Origin of the sequence: Sulfitobacter sp. HI0129, assembly GCF_001635395.1 — a bacterium.
Lineage (GTDB): Bacteria > Pseudomonadota > Alphaproteobacteria > Rhodobacterales > Rhodobacteraceae > Sulfitobacter.
Map to the genome: position 1 here is coordinate 1 of NZ_LWGH01000280.1, position 16,986 is coordinate 16,986.

19 protein-coding genes are annotated in these 16,986 nt (G+C 61.2%); 11 read left to right on the forward strand and 8 right to left on the reverse strand.

Going from position 1 to position 16,986, the window contains the following annotated elements; translation table 11 throughout:
• Positions 1–51: 51 nt before the first annotated feature.
• The 3 genes from A3764_RS06015 to A3764_RS06025 all read right to left on the reverse strand — a co-directional run bounded on the left by A3764_RS06015 (position 52) and on the right by A3764_RS06025 (position 2,752).
• Positions 52–450 (reverse strand): META domain-containing protein, encoded by a 399-nt coding sequence (locus A3764_RS06015; RefSeq protein WP_067924959.1) that lies wholly within the window; start codon positions 448–450, stop codon positions 52–54.
• Positions 451–463: 13 nt separating this feature from the next.
• The gene (locus tag A3764_RS06020) at positions 464–991 is read right to left on the reverse strand and encodes a TetR/AcrR family transcriptional regulator (RefSeq protein ID WP_067924955.1); all 528 of its coding nucleotides are present in this window, start codon (positions 989–991) and stop codon (positions 464–466) included.
• Positions 992–1,066: 75 nt separating this feature from the next.
• Complete coding sequence (locus tag A3764_RS06025) at positions 1,067–2,752, reverse strand: acyl-CoA dehydrogenase family protein (protein WP_067924951.1); 1,686 nt, start codon at positions 2,750–2,752, stop codon at positions 1,067–1,069.
• A gap of 144 nt (positions 2,753–2,896) precedes the next feature.
• On the opposite strand from A3764_RS06025, the gene A3764_RS06030 reads away from it, so the two are divergent.
• Positions 2,897–3,661, forward strand: coding sequence for a sulfite exporter TauE/SafE family protein (locus tag A3764_RS06030; RefSeq protein ID WP_067924949.1), 765 nt, complete (start codon positions 2,897–2,899; stop codon positions 3,659–3,661).
• On the opposite strand, the gene A3764_RS06035 is transcribed toward A3764_RS06030, so the two are convergent.
• A complete protein-coding gene (locus tag A3764_RS06035) occupies positions 3,658–4,020 on the reverse strand; it encodes a helix-turn-helix domain-containing protein (RefSeq protein WP_067924948.1) in 363 nt (120 codons plus the stop codon). The two genes, A3764_RS06030 and A3764_RS06035, sit on opposite strands and share 4 nt — an antisense overlap.
• 248 nt (positions 4,021–4,268) lie before the next feature.
• Here A3764_RS06035 and A3764_RS06040 point away from each other — a divergent pair, with 248 nt between their 5' ends.
• Together A3764_RS06040 and A3764_RS06045 are read left to right on the forward strand one after the other, a co-directional pair.
• Complete coding sequence (locus tag A3764_RS06040; protein WP_067924941.1) at positions 4,269–5,117, forward strand: LysR family transcriptional regulator; 849 nt, start codon at positions 4,269–4,271, stop codon at positions 5,115–5,117.
• A 180-nt stretch (positions 5,118–5,297) separates the two neighbouring features.
• Positions 5,298–5,891: a hypothetical protein gene (locus A3764_RS06045; protein WP_236628066.1), complete on the forward strand. Its 594-nt coding sequence runs from the start codon at positions 5,298–5,300 to the stop codon at positions 5,889–5,891.
• Between the two features lie 60 nt (positions 5,892–5,951).
• On the opposite strand, the gene A3764_RS06050 is transcribed toward A3764_RS06045, so the two are convergent.
• Entirely contained in the window at positions 5,952–7,550 is a 1,599-nt protein-coding gene (locus tag A3764_RS06050) for a phosphoenolpyruvate carboxykinase (protein WP_067924934.1), read from the reverse strand.
• Between the two features lie 368 nt (positions 7,551–7,918).
• Between A3764_RS06050 and A3764_RS06055 the strand changes: the two genes are divergently transcribed.
• The 7 genes from A3764_RS06055 (at position 7,919) to A3764_RS06085 (ending at position 13,295) form a co-directional block, all read left to right on the forward strand.
• Positions 7,919–8,620: a response regulator transcription factor gene (locus A3764_RS06055; protein ID WP_067924931.1), complete on the forward strand. Its 702-nt coding sequence runs from the start codon at positions 7,919–7,921 to the stop codon at positions 8,618–8,620.
• 4 nt (positions 8,621–8,624) lie between these two features.
• A complete protein-coding gene (locus tag A3764_RS06060; RefSeq protein ID WP_201722157.1) occupies positions 8,625–10,346 on the forward strand; it encodes a sensor histidine kinase in 1,722 nt (573 codons plus the stop codon).
• A gap of 3 nt (positions 10,347–10,349) precedes the next feature.
• Entirely contained in the window at positions 10,350–10,811 is a 462-nt protein-coding gene (locus A3764_RS06065; protein WP_067924927.1) for an HPr kinase/phosphorylase, read from the forward strand.
• Positions 10,804–11,697, forward strand: coding sequence for an RNase adapter RapZ (gene rapZ, locus A3764_RS06070; protein ID WP_067924924.1), 894 nt, complete (start codon positions 10,804–10,806; stop codon positions 11,695–11,697). The genes A3764_RS06065 and rapZ overlap by 8 nt, the downstream gene beginning before the upstream one ends.
• Positions 11,694–12,104 carry a PTS sugar transporter subunit IIA gene (locus A3764_RS06075; protein WP_067924921.1) on the forward strand — a complete coding sequence of 137 codons (411 nt, stop codon included), beginning with the start codon at positions 11,694–11,696 and terminating at the stop codon, positions 12,102–12,104. Before rapZ ends, A3764_RS06075 begins: the two co-directional genes overlap by 4 nt.
• Positions 12,101–12,370: an HPr family phosphocarrier protein gene (locus tag A3764_RS06080; RefSeq protein ID WP_067924918.1), complete on the forward strand. Its 270-nt coding sequence runs from the start codon at positions 12,101–12,103 to the stop codon at positions 12,368–12,370. The genes A3764_RS06075 and A3764_RS06080 overlap by 4 nt, the downstream gene beginning before the upstream one ends.
• A 73-nt stretch (positions 12,371–12,443) precedes the next feature.
• Positions 12,444–13,295, forward strand: a complete 852-nt coding sequence (locus A3764_RS06085) for a lysophospholipid acyltransferase family protein (RefSeq protein WP_150120816.1) — start codon at positions 12,444–12,446, stop codon at positions 13,293–13,295.
• A gap of 19 nt (positions 13,296–13,314) precedes the next feature.
• Here the strand turns inward: A3764_RS06085 and A3764_RS06090 are convergent, their stop codons facing one another.
• Positions 13,315–14,190, reverse strand: coding sequence for a 3-hydroxybutyryl-CoA dehydrogenase (locus A3764_RS06090; RefSeq protein WP_067924915.1), 876 nt, complete (start codon positions 14,188–14,190; stop codon positions 13,315–13,317).
• Between the two features lie 154 nt (positions 14,191–14,344).
• Here A3764_RS06090 and A3764_RS06095 point away from each other — a divergent pair, with 154 nt between their 5' ends.
• Positions 14,345–15,178 carry a DUF6473 family protein gene (locus A3764_RS06095; protein ID WP_067924912.1) on the forward strand — a complete coding sequence of 278 codons (834 nt, stop codon included), beginning with the start codon at positions 14,345–14,347 and terminating at the stop codon, positions 15,176–15,178.
• Between the two features lie 51 nt (positions 15,179–15,229).
• On the opposite strand, the gene A3764_RS06100 is transcribed toward A3764_RS06095, so the two are convergent.
• Positions 15,230–16,156, reverse strand: coding sequence for an electron transfer flavoprotein subunit alpha/FixB family protein (locus tag A3764_RS06100; protein ID WP_067924910.1), 927 nt, complete (start codon positions 16,154–16,156; stop codon positions 15,230–15,232).
• Positions 16,156–16,914: an electron transfer flavoprotein subunit beta/FixA family protein gene (locus tag A3764_RS06105; protein WP_067924908.1), complete on the reverse strand. Its 759-nt coding sequence runs from the start codon at positions 16,912–16,914 to the stop codon at positions 16,156–16,158. Before A3764_RS06105 ends, A3764_RS06100 begins: the two co-directional genes overlap by 1 nt.
• Positions 16,915–16,986: the final 72 nt, after the last annotated feature.

Sequence of the window (16,986 nt, forward strand, 5' to 3'; positions counted from 1 at the left end):
GGGGTCTGGGGGATCGTCCGCTGCCGGATGCACGCGCCCGGCCCGTTTCGCTTATTGCTCGAGCGCCTTGAAAACGAGGCTGAGCCCATCCGTGTTCGACAGGATCATGACCTGATCCGATACCTCGACCAGCGTTGCATCCGTCAGGGCGCGGAAGTACGCGGTTTCCGCCGCAAGGGCGGGGCAGGCTTTTCGGCTGCTTTGGATCTGGCCCGCCTTGAACCATGGATAGGGCACTTCGATCGTGCTCGCGAATTCATTGCAGGGGCCTGTCCCGGTGATCTTGCCCTTTTCCGGAAAGGCGATGGTCGCATCGGCGGCAAACGTGGTGCCATTGAGTTCTACCAACTTCCAAGTGGCGTCCCCCCCGCCATAGGCGCGAACGGTTTCGTCCTTCTTGCAGCCGGAGAAAAGGGTGACGAGGGCGGCAGCGCAAATCAGGTATTTCATGCGGTGGCTTTCATCAGGTCAGGGCGAGCACGGTATCGATCATCGTTTCGACGGCATGGAGCCGTTGGGCCGGATCAGTGCCTTGTGTGAGCGGAAGACCGACGATTGTGCCCAGCAGGGCAAGGGCGAAGCCCCTGTTGCCAAGCCCAAGCTCTCGCAGCAGTTCGGTCACATGTTCCAGTCGTTCTGCATCCAGCGCGCGTAGGCGGGTCGCCACTCCGGCGTCGGAGCCGGCCCAGAGGCGCATGCTCTGTTCATTAGGGTCAGACAGCAGGGAATCGCAGAAATCACGAAGCTTCCGATCCGCGGGCGCCGCTTTCTGACGAGCGGTCAGAAGCGCGGCTTCGGCCTCCCGGCACCACATATCCAGCAGGGCCGCCTGAAATGCGGGCACATCGGGGAAATGCCAGTAAAACGATCCCTTTGTGGTATTGAGCCTGCGCGCGAGCGGCTCGGCGGCCAGCGCGCGTGGTCCCTGCTCCTGCAAGGCCTGCAGGCCCACGGCAAGCCAGATATCAGGTGTCAGGCGATGGGTGCTCATATCCGTGCATAGGATGGAGCACCCCGCGAAACAAGAGGCGGTTCTCGGGTCGGCGGATTGCCGACCGCCGTGGCCTTAGCCCAGTAGACGCCGGGCGATCACCTGCGCCTGAATTTCCGCAGCACCTTCAAAGATATTCAGGATACGTGCATCGCACAGAACGCGGCTGATCTTGTATTCCAGCGCGAACCCGTTGCCGCCGTGGATCTGCAAACCGTTGTCCGCTGCCGCCCACGCCACGCGCGCGCCCAGAAGCTTGGCCATGCCCGCCTCCACATCGCAGCGGCGCCCCTGATCCTTCTCGAAGGCGCTGAAATAGGTGAGCTGTCGTGCCACCATGATCTCCACCGCCATCATCGCCAGCTTGGAAGAGACCCGGGGGAATTCGATCAACGCCTTGCCGAACTGCTTGCGGTCTTGCGCATATTGCATCGAGATATCGAGCGCGGACTGCGCGACACCGATGGCGCGCGCCGCCGTCTGGATACGGGCGCTTTCAAAGGTTTCCATCAGTTGTTTGAAACCCTTGCCTTCGACACCGCCCAGCAGGTTTTCGCCCTTCACGTGGAAGCCGTCGAAACCCAGTTCGTATTCCTTCATGCCGCGATAGCCGAGCACTTCGATCTCGCCCCCGGTCATGCCTTCTGTCGGGAAGGGATCGGCATCGTCCCCGGGGGTCTTTTCGGCGAGGAACATGGAAAGCCCACGGTAATCGCTGGTGTCCGGATCGGTCCGGGCCAGCAGGGTCATCACATGGGTGCGCGCGGCATGGGTGATCCATGTCTTGTTGCCGGTGATACGATAGTCTTCACCTTCCTTCACGGCCCGGGTCCTGAGCGAGCCCAGATCGGAACCCGTATTGGGTTCGGTGAAGACGGCGGTGGGCAATGTCTCCGCACTTGCGATACGGGGCAGCCATTTCGCCTTCTGCTCATCCGTGCCGCCCGCAAGGATCAGCTCCGCCGCGATTTCCGACCGGGTGCCGAGGCTGCCGACACCGATGTAGCCGCGCGAAAGCTCTTCCGACACGACGCACATGGAGGCTTTGGACAGGCCGAAGCCGCCGTATTCTTCCGGGATGGTCAGCCCAAAGACACCCATCTCCGCCAGCTCCTCGATCACCTCCATGGGGATCAGCTCGTCCTTCAGGTGCCATTCGTGGGCGAAGGGTTCGACCTTTTGCGCGGCGTAGCGGCGGAACTGGTCGCGGATCATCTCCAGTTCCTCATCGAGCCCGGAGGCGCCGACCGTGGCGTTGGCGGCATGTTCCTGCATCTGGCGAACAAGCTGGCTGCGCGCGTCCTGAGTATTGGCGGCGCGGCAGAGATGGCGAACCTCCTGCGTGGAGAGGTTGGAGATGTCCTCTTCGGAAAGGCCCAGATCCTGCAGCCGAAGAACCTCACCCTGGTTCATCTGGATGCCGCCGGCGATCTGGTTGAGGTATTCGCCGAATGCGATCTGGTGCAGCAACTGCTCGGTCTCGCCGAAGCGGCCTTCTGCCGCCAGTTTCTCCGCCCAGGTCTGCATCTGCCGCAGGGCCTGCGCATATGTCGCCAGCCACGCCAGCCCGTGGGCGGCGGTCTGGTGGCGTTCAATCAACGCGGCGGAGACCTTGCCGTTTTCGCTGACCGTCCCGCGAACGGTATCGACCGCACGTTCCAGCACGGCGTCCACCGGGGCGATGGCCGCGCGTGTCAGGTCCAGAAGACCGGCGAGAAGGGCGCTATCTTGCATGGGCATGTCCTGACCGTCATGTGGCATGAATCTCTCCTTTGCAGCTTGGCCCGGGGATACCTTCTTCGCAGGTGCAGCACAATAAAAATACGTTTTGCTGCGTCGTTTTGGTCAAAAGTTGCGCAGCGTTTTTGCCCGTGCAGCGCCGGATGCAGGTGATATGTAGGCCGCATGGACAGTATTTTCGCTCTGGTATCGGTTTCCGAATTTCTTTTTGCACTGGGTATCGCGGTGCTTGCGGGCTTTGTGAAAGGGGTGGTCGGTTTCGCCATGCCTCTTGTCCTCATTTCGGGCCTTACAACGTTCATGTCGCCGGAGCTTGCCTTGGCCGGGCTGATTCTGCCCACGCTGGTCTCCAACGCGATGCAGGCGCTGCGGCAGGGATTTGCGGCGGCGTGGGAATCGATCGTCCGGTTTCGGGTGTTTCTGCTGGTGGGGGGGATCACGCTTTTTGCGTCGGCCCAGATGGTAAGGCTCGTCTCAGACCGCGCGATGCTGTTGATCATCGGAGCGCCGGTCGTCCTCTTTGCCCTGCTGCAGCTGAGCGGTTACCGGTTCAAGGGCGTTCGGAAAACCCCGGCGCTGGAGGCTTCCGTCGGCGGGTTCGCCGGGTTGATCGGTGGCGTTTCGGGGATCTGGGGGCCACCGACCGTGGCCTATCTGACGGCACTGGAAACGGCGAAGCGGGACCAGATGCGCATTCAGGGCGTGATATACGGGCTGGGGGCTGTCGCGCTCATGGGGGCGCATATCGGTTCAGGGGTGCTGAGGGCCGAAACCGCGCCATTTTCCGCGACGCTGGTCATCCCCGCGGCGCTGGGCATGTGGATTGGCGGGCTGGTTTCCGACCGGTTCGATCAGGACACATTCCGGCGCGCGACGCTTTTCGTGCTGCTGCTGGCCGGGTTGAACCTGCTGCGGCGTGCCTTTTTCTAGGGCATCTGCCGCGCGACGGTGACACCGGAGACATCTTCGATGAACGTGACAATGCGGTTTTTCACTGCATCGTCCTGAATCGCGGCAAGAGCTGTCACGATTTGCATGTTGGTGTCCTTCGCCGGGGCGGCGTTGGCATTGTCATGCAGGCCTTCGAAAAAGTACGACGGCGTCACATCGAGTATTTGCGCCAGTTCGAACAATCTGCTGGCGGCAACCCGGTTGGACCCGATTTCGTATTTCTGGATTTGCTGGAACGACAGGTTGAGCTGCCGGGCAACATCGGTTTGCGACAGACGCCTAAGCGTACGGATCTGCTTCAGCTTCTGTCCGACGTGGATATCGACGGGATGGGACATAGAATACCTCTGGTTGAACGCACCTTAGTGAATAAGAAATTTCAGCATGTATTCAACTGGATAGATTCAAACAAATTATGAAGATGTATGTACCCTGTTTATAAGATAATATGTACATTATAGTATGATCCTTGTTGCACTGACGTATGATTTAAGTACCGTTAGATAGTAAATCAGAGGTTGAAATGACAGAATCCGCTCGGCATGCGAACGGTGAAGAGCAAGCCGTTCCCCCCTTATTGTTTGAGATGATGCGCTCATTTCTGATGCTGGCGCATACGCTGAACCTGACGATTGCGGTCAAGGAGCTTGGAAGCACGCGCCAGACGCTGCGCCGTCACATCATGGCGCTCGAAGAGCAGATGGGTGTAACGCTTTTCGTGGTGGAGGACAGGCGCTATCACCTGACGGAGGCCGGTCGCGCCGCGCTTCCCGAAGCGCGGGAGCTCGTTTCGCGGGGGAAATACTGGGTTCGGGGGCAGTCCTACCACACCGAAGGTCTGTCGCGACTCGCCCATCACGAGACGAACGGATGGAGTTTTTACCAGCAGCATCAGCCGATTTCGAACATCTGGGATGCCGATTCGCCGCTTTTGCGAGAGGCCACCGTGGCATGGGCCCGCAGCGGGGGCTGGCTGGAAGACAAGGGCATGGCCAAGATTCGCCCCCATGTACTTGTCTACCGCGACAGTCCCAGCGGCTGGATCTGCGTGGAATTGGGGGAGGAATCCTTTTACTCACGCTGGTGGGGCTGGCGTGATGCGCGCAGCGCCATCGGGCGCCCATTAGGGGAGTTCCCGGGGGGCGAGGATTTTGCCCAGATGCTGGAACAGCCCTTTCGTGAAATTCAGGCCTCCCGCGGGGTGCGGCTGGATGAGGTCGTGACGCGTCTGCCGCGTGAAAAGGGGGGGAAACCTGTTCCCGTCGCCTATCAGCGGCTTTTGCTGGGCGGGCGCTTTCCCGACGGCAGTTTCGCGCTGATCGCGGTGGTGGACCGGTCCGAAAAGATCGGGATTGCCGGTCTCGACCAGTCCGTGTTGGAGGCGATGCCGCTGGATGCGACCACTTCCTTTGAAGCGTCAGCCTGCAATATTTGAGCGTTATGCCGCATAATGGGATAATGTCGGGCCGTAGTCTGCCCGATAGGAGCCCTTATGACGCTGCACAATTTTCAAAACGATGAAAGATTCCTAGCTAGTAGCACCGAAATCCTGAACCGACTCGGCATCACAATCACGACAGGTACAGATTTCGATGAATACCGTGACTTGCTTGCCATGGCGCGTCCTGATCAGGTGATCGGTGCTCCGTTCGACCCCGACAGGCACGATCTGGGATCGGAAAACGCCTTTTGGCTATTGGGTCACGATGGCGAAGGCAAGCTGATGCACACGCAGGCCATGCGGGTTCTGGATACAGGGGCGCGCAGCCTTGGCGATTACATGCGCCACGGCTTTCGCGACTTTCCCCCCGCCGTGGACGGTCTGGACCTTGAGCGGTCACGGTATCGGGCAGGGCCGGGGGCGCAACGGATGAGGGGCTGTATCGCCTATCATGGCGAGTTCTGGATCGGCGGTTCGCCCGGCCAGTTCCGTGGCAGCGGGCTGTCCAGCATACTGGGGCGCTATGCCTTTCTGGAGGCGATGCACCGTTGGGATCCGGATTACGTCTTCGGTTTCATGCAACGGTCCGTGGCGTTCAAGGGCTTTGCCGAACGCCATGGGTACATGCATTCCGAACCGGGCGCGCTGCGATGGTTCCTTCAGGGTAAGGAAACGCCGATCGAAGGTTTCATGGTCTACATGCACCGTGAGGATCTGCACTACATCCTCGATATGCCTTTGGCCGAACTGGTGCCGATGGCGGCCTGAGCGCGCCGCAGGGGCAGGGGACCGCGCCGCACGCGGCCCCAGCCGAATAACGAAGCTAGATCAGCCGATGGCGGCGGCGCGCACGTCATCGTCGATATGCGGCAGGTATTGCTCGAAGTTGTTCGAGAACATGGCGATCAGTTTCGCCGCCTGCCGGTCATAGGCCTCCGGATTATCCCAGGTGCGGCGCGGATCCAGCAGGATATCGGCAACGCCGTTGACCGAAACCGGAACTTCGAAACCGAAGTTCTTGTCCTTGCGGTATTCCGCATCGGCCAGCGAACCGTCCAGGGCGGCGGTCAGCAGCGCCCGCGTCGCCTTGATCGGCATGCGGGAACCTGTGCCATAGGCGCCGCCGGTCCAGCCGGTATTGACGAGCCAGCAGGTTGCACCGTGCTGGGCGATCTTATCCCGCAGCAGCCTGCCGTAGACTTCGGGCCGGCGCGGCATGAAAGGCGCCCCGAAACAGGTGGAAAACGTGGGCTCCGGCTCGGTCACACCGCGTTCGGTCCCCGCCACCTTGGAGGTGAAACCGGAGAGGAAGTGGTACATCGCCTGCGCGGGGGTGAGCCGCGCGATGGGGGGCAGGACGCCGAAAGCGTCACAGGTCAGCATGATGATGTTCTTCGGGTGCCCGCCCGTGGCCTTCGTGGAAGCGTTGGAAATATAGTGCAGCGGATAGGCGCAGCGCATGTTGGCCGTCAGGCTGTCGTCCTCGAAGTCGAGCTCCTTGGTTTCCTCATCGAACACCATGTTCTCGATCACCGTGCCGAACTTCTCGGTTGTGGCGTAGATCTCGGGCTCCGCTTCGGGGCTGAGGTTGATCGTCTTGGCGTAGCAGCCACCTTCGAAGTTGAAGGTGCCGTGATCGGACCAGCCGTGTTCGTCGTCTCCGATCAGGGTCCGTTCGGGGTCGGCGGAGAGGGTGGTCTTGCCCGTGCCCGACAGGCCGAAGAAAACGGCGGTATCCACCGGGTTGCCGTTCGCATGGTTTGCGGAACAATGCATGGGCATGACGCCCTTTTCCGGCAGCAGGTAGTTCAGCAGCGTGAACACCGATTTCTTGTTCTCGCCCGCGTATTCGGTGCCACCGATGAGGATCATCTTGCGATCGAAGTTCATGGCGATCACGGTTTCGGACCGGCAATCATGCTTTTTGGGGTCGGCGCGGAAGGACGGGCAGTTGATGACCGTGAAGTCGGCCGTGAAACTGTCGAGATCGGCACGGTCGGGCCGGCGCAGCATGTGCCGAATGAAAAGACCGTGCCATGCCAGTTCGGTGACCATGCGCACATTGATAGCGTGGCGCGGATCCGCGCCGCCCACCAGATCCTGGACGAAGTAGTCCTTGCCCTTCATGTGCTCCAGCATGTCCTTGTGAAGGGCATCGAAACCTTCGGGCGTCATGGCGGCGTTGTTGTCCCACCAGATGGAATCGGCCACGCTGTCGGTCTTGACCACATGCTTGTCCTTGGGCGACCGGCCGGTGAACTTGCCCGTGGTCACGAGGAAAGCGCCCCCGCGGCCAAGTGTGCCTTCGCCCCGGGAAAGGGCGGTTTCGACCAGCGCAGGCTCCATCAGGTTGTAATAGACATTGCCCAGCCCTGTGATGCCCTGATCCTCTAGGCGGAACTGCGGGTTGACCCGTCCTGATGTCATGTATGTGTCTCCTGTGGCGCGCCATGGGCGGCGAACGATTGGCTTTGCGGGCCGGGACAGCCCCTGCCCCGGCGGGGCTCGCCTGCCTCTTAGCACGTCGATTCCAAAGATGAACAGGCGGGTTCGGGGTAGTTAGCGCCACCATGGCGAAGTTTGGCGCCCGGTCCTTACATGGTTTGCGACGCAAGCGAGGATCGGGGGCACGTCACGCGTGAAAGTGCGGCAATTTAGCCATCCCTAACCAAATTGTGGCGGAAATGGAACGCGTGGGCAGGCCGATTCGCACTTAGCCATTGATTCGACTGGCGACATTGGGGATCAATGACCCAAAAATAATACGTGTATTGAGCAGCACAAGGAAACAGGCGATGTCCAAGATAGCATTGGTCGACGACGACAGGAATATCCTGACGTCCGTCTCGATGACGCTGGAGGCCGAAGGCTTCGAGGTGGAGACTTATAACGACGGTCAGGCGGCGCTGGATGCGTTCAACAAGAAACTACCTGACATGGCGGTGCTGGACATCAAGATGCCCCGCATGGACGGGATGGACCTGTTGCAGCGGCTCCGCCAGAAGACGGCGATGCCCGTCATCTTCCTCACCTCCAAGGATGACGAGATCGACGAGGTGCTCGGCCTTCGGATGGGTGCCGACGATTACGTCAAGAAGCCCTTCAGCCAGCGCCTCCTGGTGGAACGCATCCGGGCGCTGCTGCGCCGTCAGGACGCGGTGGACACCGACATGGTCGGCGACACCGAGGAAACCAAGGTGATGGAACGGGGCGACCTGCGGATGGATCCGCTGCGCCATTCGGTCAGCTGGAAAGGCAAGGATGTCTCGCTCACCGTGACGGAATTCCTGCTGCTTCAGGCGCTCGCCCAACGGCCCGGTTTCGTGAAGTCGCGCGACCAGTTGATGGACGTGGCCTACGACGATCAGGTTTATGTGGACGACCGCACGATCGACAGCCACATCAAGCGCCTTCGCAAGAAGATGCGGACCGCTGACAATGACTTCTCCGCGATTGAGACCCTCTACGGTATCGGTTACAGATACAACGAAGAGTGACCTGATGGCGGTGGTCGAAAGGAATTTCGTGCGGGATCTGTCTCCTCCGACACGGGACGGCGATGTTGTCCTCGGCGACGATTGGGTCGCGCCGGATAGTGAAGCCTCCGGCGAACTGATCGCGCGGCGACAGCGGCGCGGGCTGTTTTCCCTGCGCGCCTCGCCCCTGACGCGCAAGATCATCACTTTCAACCTCATCGCCCTCAACGTGCTCGTCGCGGGCATTCTCTATCTGAACTCCTCGCGGGACAGTCTTGCATTGCAACGCGCCGCTTCGCTGGTCGCCGAAGCGGAGCTGATCGCCGACGTGATCGAGGCGCAGTTGCCCGCCGGTGCGCCTGTCAGCCTTGCGACCGGCGATGGCGTGGACGTGTCCACGACACTGGGGCAACTCGATCTGCGCAACGGGATCGAGGTATATGTTTATGATCCGTCCGAAACGCTTATCGCGCGTACGGAAGGGGGCAAGGAATTTCCGGAGCGTGTCTCGGGCCCCGAGAATGCAGATCGAACCATCCTGACCGACGGTCTCAACTGGTTGTGGCAAAAGGTTTCCTCGCCCTTTCAAGGGCCCGGGCAACCGATCCTGCCGGTTGAAGAGCAATTGCGGAGCCTCGTGGCAAACAGCCTGACGAACGGCACCCAGATCGAAGACGGGATCGATGCAACGGGCGGCACGCTCTTTACCGTCGTGACCCCGATCGAACAGGCCGGTCGCGCGGTCGGGGCCGTTGCGGTGGCGAGTGCCACGGGAGAGATCGACAGCCTTGTCAGGAGCGAGCGGGAGCGCGTGCTTCAGATGTTCGTGATCGCGACATTGGTGAGCATCGGCCTCAGCCTCGTGCTGGCCTCCACCATTGCCAATCCGCTTGCCGATCTGGCCGCCGCCGCCGAGTTGAGCCGCGACCGGGACGCACGGAAGATGAACCCTGGGCGCATCCGTATCCCCGACCTGACCGCCCGCCCTGACGAAATCGGGCGGCTGTCCGGCGCGCTGCGGGGCATGGTGTCCGCGCTTTACAACCGTATCGACGGAAACGAACAATTCGCGGCCGACGTTGCCCATGAAATCAAGAACCCGCTCGCATCTCTGCGTTCCGCCGTGGGCACGCTGCGGGTGATCAAGCGCGACGACCAGCGCCAGAAGCTGCTGGACGTGATCGACCATGACGTACGGCGGCTGGACCGGCTGGTGAGCGACATTTCCAATGCCTCCCGTCTGGACAGCGAACTCGTCAAGGAAGAGGAAGAACCCTTCGATCTTCTCCAGATGCTCGGCAATCTGGGCCAGTACCTTGGCGAGGATGCCAAGAGCAAGGGCATCGATTTCATCACAGACCTGCCGGATAGCCCGGTCATCGTGCACGGGTTGGAGGCGCGGCTCGCGCAGGTCTTCGTGAACCTGATCACCAACGCCATTTCCTTCTGCGAAGACGGGGACGCCATTCGCGTCTGGGCCCGCAAGCGTGAAAACCGCGTCCTTATCGTGGTAGAGGATACCGGCCCGGGCATTCCCGATCAGGCCCTGTCCAAGATCTTCAAGCGCTTCTATTCCCAGCGCCCCGAAGAGCATTTCGGCAACAACTCCGGCCTCGGGCTCGCCATTTCCAAGCAGATCGTGGAGGCCCACGGCGGCGTCATCTGGGCGGAGAACATTCGCCCGACGGAGGCCGATATCACCTCCGATCCGCTTGGTGCGCGCTTCGTCGTGGGTCTGCCGACCTGACACATGCGCGAAAGCGTCGCATCGCCCGAGGGTTCACCGACGAGTATCACGGTCCACGGCAGCTGTGTCGCCATCGATGGCAGGGGCCTTCTGATTATCGGGCCATCGGGCAGCGGAAAGTCTTCTCTCTCATTGCGACTTCTGTCGCTCGGGGCGCAACTGGTTGCCGATGACCGCACGGTGCTGAAGCGGACCGATGGTCATCTTGCCGCAACGGCCCCCGGGGCCATTGCCGGAGTGATCGAAGCGCGCGGGGTGGGGCTGTTGGTACATCCTGCGCAATCCGGGGTGGTTTTGGCGGCGGTCGTGGACATGGGTACCGAAGAAAAAGCACGTCTGCCCGAACGTCATATTCGGACCTATCTGGGGGTGACTTTGCCCTGTCTTCACAATGCCGATAGCCCCCATTTCGCGGCGGCGCTGCTTCTTTATATGAAAGGCGGTATGAAGCGCTTCGATGACTGAACTGGCCACCTCTCCACGCCGCCTCGTCTTTGTCACGGGGCCATCCGGCGCAGGGCGTTCCTCCGCCCTGAACGTGCTGGAAGACGCCGGATTCGAAGCGATCGACAATCTGCCGCTTCGGATGCTGCCATCGCTGCTGGGCGATACCACCCATGCCGGCCCCATCGCATTGGGTATCGATGCGCGCAATCGCGATTTTTCCACCGATACCGTGCTCGACCTAATGGTGGAGATGTCGGCGCAGGACGGGATGAAGGTGGAACTGCTCTACCTCGATTGTTCGACCGATGTGCTGCTCCGGCGTTTTTCCGAAACCCGGCGGCGGCACCCGCTGGCACCCTCCGCCCGCCCGGCCGACGGTATCCGGCGTGAACAGGAATTGCTGAAACCGTTTCGCACGCGGGCCGATGTGCTGATCGACACGACGGACCTGAATGTGCATCAGCTTCGCACAGAGGTAGAGCATTGGTTCGCTCCCGGTGGCGCGCATCACCTGAGTGTTTCGGTGCAGTCGTTTTCATACAAGCGCGGCCTGCCGCGCAGCGTCGATACGGTCTTTGACTGTCGCTTTCTGCGCAATCCCTACTGGGTACCCGCCTTGCGCCCCCACAACGGGACCGAGGCGAAAGTGGCCGAACATGTGATGGCCGATCCGCTCTACGAGGCGTTCGCGCAACAAGTGCTCGATCTCAACCTGCTCCTGCTGCCTGCCTACCAGAATGAGGGAAAGTCTCATTTTGCCATCGCTTTTGGCTGTACGGGAGGACAACATCGTTCCGTCACGCTGGCCGAACACCACGCAAAGAGCCTTGCGGAGAAGGGGTGGCAAGTGTCAATTAGGCATCGCGAACTGGACCGGCAGCATCATGATGAGGCGCGGACGTGATTGGTATTGTGATCGTGGCACACGGCGGACTGGCGCAGGAATATCTTGCGGCCATCGAGCATGTCGTGGGTTCGCTGCACGGGGTCCGGGCGATTGCCATCCAGGCCGACCATGACCGCCCCGCGAAAGAGCGCGAGATCTGCGCCGCCGCTGACGAAGTCGATCAGGGGGCAGGCGTCGTCGTGGTCACTGATCTTTTCGGGGGGTCGCCTTCGAACCTCAGCATGCAGGCGTGCCGACCGGAAAACCGGCGCATCATCTACGGCGCCAATTTGCCAATGCTGATCAAACTGGCGAAATCGCGCCATCTCGACGTGCCGACCGCGGTGCGCTCTGCCCTTGAAGCGGGAAAGAAATACATCGATGCCCAGAACGTCAGTGTGGCGGAACGGGGTAAGGCAGTATGACGCAGATCAAGCTTGAAATCGTAAACGAAAAGGGGCTGCACGCGCGCGCCTCGGCCAAGCTGGTCGAGGTGGTGGAAGCCTTCGATGCGCAGGCCGAGGTCGCCAAGGATGGCATGTCTGCCTCTGGTGACAGTATCATGGGGCTTCTGATGCTGGCTGCGGCACGGGGCAGCGTGATCGAAGTGCAAACCTCCGGCCCTGACGAAGAGGCTTTGGCCGAAGCGCTCCGGGCCCTTGTTGCGGACAAGTTCGGGGAAGGGTCCTGAGCCAGCGGGGCCCCATAGCAAGCAGGGTACGCTCATGTCGATGAACGATACATCGCGACCGATCCGCCCTGACATGGCCCACGCACCGCCTGAGGATACACCCTTCAAGTACGACAGGCGCAGTCTGTCCTATGCCTCTACCTTCGACAGCCCGTGGCAATCGGCTGTGATCAAGGGGATCGAACTGATGACGGGAAAGCTTTCCGTCCTCAGGATGACCCGCCAGTTCGAGAAGCGAGGCGTGCCCGCAGGGCAGGCGTTCTGGCGGGCGGCCCTCGACATTATGGAGATTGAGCTGTTCACCCCGCAGGAACAGCTCGACCGTATTCCCCGCGAAGGGCCGACTGTCGTGGTGGCCAACCACCCGCATGGCATGGTCGATGGTATGATCTTTGCCGATCTTATCGGTCGGGTACGCCCGGATTACCGAATTCTCACCCGGTCCCTGCTGACATCGATCGACGAAGTCGCGGGCAGCTACATGATCCCGGTGCCCTTCCCGCATGAAGCCGACGCCCAGCGGAAGGGTGTGGAAATGCGCGCGAAGGCTATGAAGCATCTGGCCGATGGCGGTCTGGTTGCCCTGTTCCCCTCGGGCGTGGTGGCCGCCTCCCAAAGCTGGTTCGGCCCCGCGGTAGAGGCGGAATGGAACGTCTTTACCGCGAAGATGATCCGGCGCTCCGGTGCGACCGTAGTGCCCATAATGTTCCCCGGGCAGAACAGCCGCGCCTATCAGATTGCCAATCGCCTCAGCCCGATTCTGCGGCAAGGGCTGCTGCTGCACGAAATCGTCCATGCTTGTGGGAAGCCACAGGCGCCTGTCGTGGGCAGGCCGATCCCCCGGGCAGAGATTGACGCCCGCGCCGAAGACCCGCGCGCCTTCATGGCGTGGCTACGGGCGCATACGCTCCAACTCGAAGGTTAGGGCGCGAGACCGCCGCCCCTCAGCGCGTGGGGACCGGTTCATCGCCGCGATAGTCGTAGAACCCCCGCTCGGTCTTGCGACCAAGCCAGCCGGCTTCGACATATTTGGTGAGCAGGGGGCAGGGGCGGTATTTGGTATCCGCCAGCCCGTCATGCAACACGTTCATGATCGCAAGGCAGGTGTCCAGTCCGATGAAATCCGCCAGCTCCAGCGGCCCCATGGGGTGGTTTGCGCCCAGCTTCATGGAACTGTCGATGGACTTGACGTTGCCCACGCCTTCGTAGAGCGTATAGACCGCTTCGTTGATCATCGGCATGAGAATGCGGTTCACGATGAAGGCGGGGAAATCTTCGGCCGATGCGGCGGTCTTGTTCAGACGTTCGACCACTTCTTTGCAGGCGTTGAAGGTTTCCTCATCCGTTGCGATGCCCCGGATCAACTCTACCAGCTGCATCACGGGAACAGGGTTCATGAAGTGAAAGCCCATGAACTTTTCCGGCCTGTCGGTCCGGCTCGCCAGCCGGGTGATGGAGATGGAGGACGTGTTGGATGTCAGGATCGTCGTCGGCTTCAGATGCGGGATGAGATCCTCGAAAATGGCCTGCTTTACCGTCTCACGTTCGGTGGCTGCTTCGATGATCAGATCGCTCTTGCCCAGATCGGTCAGGGTCGGCGTCGTCTTGATCCGCGCGAAGGCCGCCTGCTGATCCTCTTCGGAGATTTTCCCGCGGCCCACCTGCCGCTTCATGTTGCCTTCGATGGTGTCCATCGCGGCTGACATGGCGTCCTCGCTGACGTCCGTCAGCAGAACGTCGTAGCCGGCCAATGCCATCACATGGGCGATCCCGTTGCCCATCTGGCCCGCGCCAACGATTCCGATTGTCTGGATTTCCATGCTCTGCCCCTTGGTCATTTGACCTAACATAGGTTGGTGTGGGGCGGGGCCGCAAGGGCAGCCGTACCCGCAGGCTTCGGTCCAATTCTCCCTTTAAGAAAATCGCAAATCCGCTGCTTCAAACCGTTCCCGGGTGAGATGAAAGGTGGGCCGGATGACCTATGAAATCATGAGGGGCGGAACGCTCGATTACGAGTTTTACAGGCATGGTCGGTCCAGGCTGCGGTTTCGCGGGCCGGCCAAGGACGGCACGGCCCCCTATGTGGCCTTTGTGGGGGGGACGGAGACTTTCGGCAAATTCATTCCCGATCCCTTCCCCCGGCTGGTCGAGGGGCTGATCCAAACCGATTGCGTGAACCTCGGCCTGTGTAACGCCGGGCTGGATGCACACCTGAGCGATCCGGATGTGGCGGAGCTGATCGCCGCGGCCCGTTTGCGGGTGTTCCAGATCATCGGGGCGCAGAACATGAGCAACCGTTTCTACACGGTGCACCGGCGGCGAAATGACCGGTTCGTTTCCGCGCGGACCCCGCTTCGCCTTCTCTACCCCGAAGTGGACTTCGCAGATTTTCATTTTACCCGGCATATGCTGATGCATCTTCATCGTACCGGGCCCAGACGCGTCGCGATGATAAGACGAGAACTGCAAGGGCTGTGGGAAGAACGGATGCGCAGCCTTCTGCGCGCGGCGGAAGGGCCATCCGTGTTGTTCTGGTTCGCACGGGGCGCGCCGCCCCAGCGCATGGACCGGCCCGGTTGTGCCATGACGGCGGACCCCATGTTCGTAACGCGTGGAATGGTCGACCGGGTAGCGCGCGATGCCACCGCCCTGACAGAGGTTGTCATATCAGGGCGCGCGGCTGCAGGCGACGTCGCGGGGATGCATTGCGATGAAATGGATTTGCCCGCCGCGGCTTCCATGCTGGGCGTTCGCGCCCACCGCGAGGCCGCCGAAGCCCTGGCGCAAACGATACGGCCCCTGATGTAGAAAGGGCCCATCGTTTCCGACAGGCCCTTCAGACGTTCGTTCAAGCGTGGATCAAAGCTTTTCGATCAGTTCCGGCACCGCCTCGAAGAGGTCGGCCACGAGGCCATAGTCCGCGACCTGGAAAATCGGCGCTTCCTCATCCTTGTTGATGGCGACGATGATCTTGCTGTCTTTCATACCGGCAAGATGCTGGATTGCGCCGGAAATGCCGAGAGCGATGTAAAGATCGGGGGCCACGACCTTTCCGGTCTGCCCGACCTGCCAGTCATTGGGGGCATAGCCGGAGTCGACAGCCGCGCGGGATGCACCGACGGCGGCCCCGAGCTTGTCGGCCAGCTTTTCGACCAGTTCGAAGTTCTCTTCGGAACCGATGCCACGACCACCGGAGACGACGACGCCTGCGGAGGTAAGCTCGGGCCGGTCGCTTTCGGCAACCTTGTCCTCGACCCAGCTGCTGAGACCGGGGTCTTCGGCAGCGGAGATCGTTTCCACCGAGGCGGAACCGCCTTCACCGGCTGCATCGAATGTCGAAGTGCGGAAGGTGATGACCTTCTTCGCGTCGCTGGATTTCACGGTCTGCACCGCGTTGCCAGCGTAGATCGGGCGTTCGAACGTATCTGCATCGACAACGCCGGAAGCGTCGGAGATAATCTGCACGTCCAGCAGCGCGGCCACGCGCGGCATGACGTTCTTGGCGTCGGTCGTGGCGGGTGCCACGATGTGATCGTAGTCACCGGCGAGCGAAACGATCAGCGCGGCGGTGGATTCCGCCAAGCGGTGACCGAGCGTTGCGTCCTCGGCGACCAGCACCTTGGAAACACCATCGATCTTTGCCGCCGCTTCGCCGGCCGCTGCCGCCGAACCGCCCGCTGCAAGTACGGTCACATCGCCCAACTGTTTGGCTGCGGTCACCGCCTTGGCGGTCGCATCCATGGACAGTTCGCCATCAGTCACTTCTGCAAGGAGTAGAACAGCCATTACACAGCCCCCGCTTCTTTGAGTTTCGCCACCAGTTCATCCACGGAACCGACCTTGATGCCCGCTGCGCGTGCTTCGGGTTCGACCGTCTTGATGATTTCGAGCCGGTTGGAGACATCGACGCCGTAGTCTTCGGGTGTCTTTTCTTCCAGCGGCTTTTTCTTCGCCTTCATGATGTTCGGCAGCGACGCATAGCGCGGCTCGTTCAGGCGCAGATCGACGGTAACGACGGTGGGCATGGAAACCTCGATCGTCTGCAGGCCGCCGTCAACTTCGCGCGTGACCTTGGCCTTGTCGCCTTCGATCTCGACGTTGGATGCAAAGGTTGCCTGGCTCCAGCCCAGAAGGGCTGCCAGCATCTGGCCGGTCGCGTTCATGTCATTGTCGATCGCTTGCTTGCCTGTGAGGACCAGCCCGGGCTGTTCCTCTTCGACGATGGCCTTGAGGATCTTGGCGACCGCCAGCGGCTCGATGTCCTTGTGCACATCGTCGGATGCCACCACGAGAATGGCCCGGTCCGCGCCCATCGCCAGTGCCGTGCGCAGGGTTTCCTGTGCCTGTTTCACACCGATTGAAACGGCGACGACTTCGTCCGCCTGACCGGCTTCCTTGAGGCGGATCGCCTGCTCGACGGAAATTTCGTCGAACGGGTTCATGGACATTTTCACATTGGCAAGATCGACACCGGATCCGTCCGCTTTGACACGCACTTTCACGTTGTAGTCGATCACGCGTTTGACAGGCACCAATACCTTCATGGGCGTTTTCTCTCCTCGATTTGCGACTCGACCCTTGGCCAAATCCTTGGAACTCTCCCCGTCGGTTTAACG